The sequence below is a fragment of the Mesorhizobium sp. M7A.F.Ca.US.014.04.1.1 genome, assembly GCF_003998745.1.
GTDB classification, from domain to species: Bacteria; Pseudomonadota; Alphaproteobacteria; order Rhizobiales; family Rhizobiaceae; genus Mesorhizobium; species Mesorhizobium ciceri.
In genome coordinates, this window is sequence record NZ_RZRW01000477.1 from 1 (window position 1) to 4,373 (window position 4,373).

Genomic DNA, 4,373 nt, shown 5'->3' on the forward strand with positions numbered 1-4,373 from the left:
AGCCAAGCGCTGGCCGCAGCCAGATGCGGTGCTGCAGCAAAGCCATGGGGACCAGCGTCGCCAGGCCGCCGGCAGCGAACTCCCAGGCGCGCAGCGGCGAGAAATAGAAGGCCCAGGCCGGCGCCGCGCTGGTCAGCCACAGGCAGGCGGCGAAGGAGGCGAGGCCGACCACGCCGATCATGGCTGCGGCCGTTCGCCGGCCCGGCCGCAGCCAGGCGGCCAGCAGAAGCAGCGCCGGCCAGGCCAGATAGAACTGCTCCTCCACCGACAGCGACCAGAAGTGGATGAAGGGATTGCTGGTGGCGTCGGCGGCGAAATAGTCGAACGACCAGCGCAGCAGCCACAGATTGATGGCATAGGCGGAGGCAAACATGGCGCCGCGCGAATAGAGCGCCTGCTCCTGCGGCGCCAGGATGAAGTAGCCGGCGGCCAGCGTGACCAGGATGACGAACAAAGCTGCCGGCAGGAGCCGCCGCGCGCGCCTGGCATAGAAGCGCCAGAGGTCGAGCCGGCCGGTCTCGCCGATCTCCTGCATGAGATGGGTCGATATCAGCCAGCCCGAGATGACGAAGAAGATGTCGACGCCGGCAAAGCCGCCGGGGAGCGCGGTGAGGCCGAAATGGTAGGCGACGACGCCGCCGACGGCGAGCGCGCGCAATCCTTGTATGTCCGGCCGGAACGATGCTGCCACGACGGCTCCCTCGTGCAAGCCCAGCCCCTGTGCAATGTCGGCGGTGCAGGCCGATATCGCAATGCAACAAATTATCGCAGTGCAACATGGCAGAAATGGGGAGATGGGCCGGGTGCCGGCCGGGCCCGATCCTTGCGTGGCTGGCTTGTCTGCACACCTGCGGCAGACGCAAAACAGCCCCGCGCGGGGCTGTTTCTCATTCGGGTTGCTGGACTGCTACTTGCTGCCGCCGTTCGCTTTCACGCTGCTGCAGAATTCGGGATGGCTGTTGGCCGCAGTGGCGTCCTTCGCCTCGTCCTCGCAGGCCTTCATCATCGCGGTCTGGTCGTCCGGCGTAAGGGCCTTCCAGGCTTTCACGAAGTCGTCGTTGCTGACCATCGTCTTCATGCTGCTATCGGTGTAGAAGGGCTGCATCTTGGCTGGATCGTCGAGAGCCGACGTTTTGGCAAACGCCGCGCCGCCGACCATCGAAAGTGCCATGGCGCCCAAGCAGATCATCTTGATGTTCATGGGTACTCTCCTATTGCTTTGGGATCGTCGAAGCAACGATCCATTGGAAAACGACAGGTTTGGGTGAAAGTTCCGGCATTTTTTGCGTAAAAAAGCCGAAACGAGGAAAAATATAGCCGAAAAACTTGAAACTTTCCCCGATTTTTCCCGTAGGAGGCGAGTTTATCGGGTCTCTCGTGCGAGACTGACCACCAGTCGATCGACGCTGGGGTCGTCGAGGCTGACGATATGGGCCATCTGCAACGCCCGCTTCATGCTGACCCTGGTGACGTCCTGCCGCATGATGACCGGCACAAAGGCCGGCCCCGATCCTGTGAGGACGATCGCCCTGCCGACCAGAACCGGTTCGGAGATGGGAGCCCACTGTACGGTCATGATCGAGGGCTCGCTTGTCTGGCGGCGGTTGATGCCTGTGAAATAGATCCAGTTCAGGCGCGAGATCGCTACGCCGTAGTGGTTGCCGGGCATTCTGGCGCCACCCTGGCCATCGCCCGGGGCCCACCGCGTCACCCGCCTGAAGGTGACCAGCTCGGCCTCACGTCGCAGGAAGGTGACCGAGCGCATCAGAAGGTCGGGGCGGCCGGGGACCGAAAAATAGGTGAAATAAGTGCCGCCGGCGATGGCGGGCGACGGCGGCCGCACCATGTTTTCGTACAGTGCCTCGCGCAGCGATGCATTGCCGTCGCCGTTGGCTGCGGGAATAGCCGGCTCGCGATACAGCTCGTTTTCGTCGATCTTGAAATAATCGCAGATCAGCCTGGCGGTGGTTTTGTTGGGCACCGCCTTGCCTTGCAGATAGCGCTCGAACTGGGTGCGATTGATGCCAAGCTCACGGCACACCGCGCTGACGGAAGCATGGCGCTGGACCAGCCGCCTGAGATTGGCGGCGAGATTCTCGCGAATTGGCACGACATCTCCCCGACAGACGTACGGACCAGTATTCAAGCGATAGCTTATATACACTTGCATGCCGTGGCGCTGGCGCGAAGATGGACCTTTGGCCAATAGGCAACGATCCCGTAGAGCGTAGGCTGTACGATTCTGACAGTCCGGCTATGCAAGCCGCGTAAATGGGCGTATTTCGGTGGCAAGAGCGACCTCGGATCGGCCTCTCGACATCCTGTAATGGAGGGCGGTTTGGATCATACCGACCTGGTCGAGCTTCTGGACTACACGCAGGCGCAATTGACGAAAATCCGCCAGGCGGTCGCGGCAAGCGATCACGCCGGTGCCATGTTCACCATTGATTGCCTTGTCGGAGCGGCGGCCGAGCAGACGAAGTGCAAGCTTGCAAGCCTGGAGCATGCCGGCTTGCCGATCGGCAAGGATGAGCCGATCGGCAGGGATGGGCCGATCGGCAGGGATGGGCCGATCGGCAGGGATGGGCCCATAAAAGGCGGTGCGGCACCGCCCGGCAAAGCGACATCGGGCAAGCCGGATGCCGGCGGCAGCCGCTCCTGATCAGGCCGCGCCGATCTCGCCGATCAGCCTTGCATATTCGGCCTCGGCTTCGCCGTAACTGCCATTGGCGAGTTCCAGCAGCCCGGCGCGGTCGCGAATGACGATCTCGCCCCGTTTCGAGCGAATCAACGCGCGGCCTTCGAGCAATTGAAGCGCGACGGTGACGCCTGGCCGCCTGACACCAAGCATGATGGCCAGGAATTCGTGGGTGATGGCGAGATGTTCGCCGGGCACCCGGTCGTCGCACATGAGCAACCATCGCGCCAGCCGCTCCTCGAGCTTCAGCCGCGCGTTGACGAGCGCGGTGCAGCCGGCCTGGGTTTGTAGTGCGTTGACGAAGCGCAGCAGGAACATGCGCAAGGTCGTACTTGCCTCCAAAGCTGCCTTGAAAGCGCCGGCTTCGATGCGGATCGCTTCGCCTTCGAGTTGGACAAAACAGGCATGCGGCGCACGGTCGTCGCCCATCACCAGGGAGTATCCCGTCATGCCTTCGAAGCCGATGAAGCCCACTTCGGCCTCTTGGCCGCTTGCCGTGCTGGCGACCACCGAACCAATGCCCTGTTCGATGAAGTAGACGGCCTCGATCGGAACATTCGGGGTCACCAGCATCATGCGCAATGGCAAGTCGCAGCGCTGCATGTGCGGCTCGAGCAACGCCAGATCATCCGCAGGCATGCGCCGCAGCAATTGGTTTCGGTACGGATGGTTCCCGTCGGGATTGGGTTTTTTGTCGGGATCAGAGTTTTTGTTGGGATCAGACATGGCGTGGCCCAATGCAGGGCAAGAGCCATCCAATCTCCCAGCCGTCCGTGCCCGTAAAAACGTGAGGACGATGGCCTATGTATAGGGGCTCTGAACGCAGAAAGATATCAATGCGATATGAAATTCGAAGCACGGCGCCCCCCAACGCCTGTTCGCATATGAAAAGATCGGCCTGAATGTTAGTGTCGGAAACGTACCAAACGCCATTTGGTACAAAACCGACATATTTCATGAGAGCGCCGGATCACGCCGATAAAATCCGCTGGCCAATGAAAAGCGCCATGTCGCGCTGGGCCTGGGGACCGTTCGAAGAAGGGGGAGGACCGGGGGGAGAATTGTACGATAGTTACTGTGATGAAGGCCGATGTTGACTCTTGCTCAGCCCGATTTCATTTTTTGACCCACAGCGTCTAAAGCGCATCGCGTTTGATCCGATTTATGCGATGCGCTTTAGGGTCTTTGTTTATGCATGTCGTTCTCCCAAAGCCGAGGTCACTTTTGGACGACATGCATCAAAAGTGGCCGCTGCTCCGAAAGGGGCTTCTTATGTCGAGCCTTCGTAAGCGCAATCCCGGTCTCCATCCTTCCGATCTGCAACTGTGCCAGCGCGTCTTCGATCGGGTCTGCCTGGAGCGCAAATTTGATCGCATGTCGGGGGAGTCGGACGTGCAGCTTCTGGCAGCCACGGTGTTTTCGCTGTTCCAGAATGGCTGCCGCAATGAAGGCGAGTTGCTTGAGAGTTTCAGGCGGACCCGCCAATGACCAAGGCCAGGATCACGTCCGCGGCACCGGCCGAAAACGAACCTTACGACGCTGCGGTCTTCGCCCGGAAATACGGCATGTCGCGGAAGGCCGCGGAGGTCGTGCTGTCCGCGAATGGACCGTCCAGAACAGCCTGTGACGCTGCCGCCCGCTCTTTTATGGAAGCGGTTGCCCGCAGAGCGAAGAG

At 61.1% G+C, this 4,373-nt stretch carries 7 protein-coding genes; 3 read left to right on the plus strand and 4 right to left on the minus strand.

Translation table 11 applies throughout. From position 1 onward, the window contains the following. The 3 genes from EOA22_RS25455 to EOA22_RS25465 all read right to left on the minus strand — a co-directional run. Nucleotides 1-691 (minus strand): acyltransferase (locus EOA22_RS25455; protein ID WP_164755809.1); only part of this gene is annotated, 691 nt, incomplete at its 3' end. 216 nt (nt 692-907) lie between these two features. Then, nucleotides 908-1,201 carry a hypothetical protein gene (locus EOA22_RS25460; protein ID WP_013530594.1) on the minus strand — a complete coding sequence of 98 codons (294 nt, stop codon included), beginning with the start codon at nt 1,199-1,201 and terminating at the stop codon, nt 908-910. Nucleotides 1,202-1,363: 162 nt separating this feature from the next. Continuing rightward, a complete protein-coding gene (locus tag EOA22_RS25465; protein WP_063168640.1) occupies nt 1,364-2,110 on the minus strand; it encodes a helix-turn-helix transcriptional regulator in 747 nt (248 codons plus the stop codon). Between the two features lie 228 nt (nt 2,111-2,338). Between EOA22_RS25465 and EOA22_RS25470 the strand changes: the two genes are divergently transcribed. Then, nucleotides 2,339-2,662 (plus strand): hypothetical protein, encoded by a 324-nt coding sequence (locus EOA22_RS25470; protein WP_082826689.1) that lies wholly within the window; start codon nt 2,339-2,341, stop codon nt 2,660-2,662. Here EOA22_RS25470 and EOA22_RS25475 read toward each other — a convergent pair whose 3' ends face one another. After that, complete coding sequence (locus EOA22_RS25475; RefSeq protein ID WP_164746004.1) at nt 2,663-3,337, minus strand: Crp/Fnr family transcriptional regulator; 675 nt, start codon at nt 3,335-3,337, stop codon at nt 2,663-2,665. Between the two features lie 585 nt (nt 3,338-3,922). Here EOA22_RS25475 and EOA22_RS25480 point away from each other — a divergent pair. After that, nucleotides 3,923-4,186: a hypothetical protein gene (locus EOA22_RS25480; RefSeq protein WP_013530598.1), complete on the plus strand. Its 264-nt coding sequence runs from the start codon at nt 3,923-3,925 to the stop codon at nt 4,184-4,186. Beyond that, a partial coding sequence (locus EOA22_RS38210) for a hypothetical protein (RefSeq protein ID WP_127390296.1) occupies nt 4,183-4,373 on the plus strand: 191 nt, incomplete at its 3' end. The genes EOA22_RS25480 and EOA22_RS38210, both read left to right, overlap by 4 nt.

Coding starts and splice junctions, on each gene's coding strand:
- EOA22_RS25460 (WP_013530594.1), bottom strand. CDS start 1,201: ATGAACATCAAGATGATCTGCTTGGGCGCCATGGCACTTTCGATGGTC.
- EOA22_RS25475 (WP_164746004.1), bottom strand. CDS start 3,337: ATGCCTGCGGATGATCTGGCGTTGCTCGAGCCGCACATGCAGCGCTGC.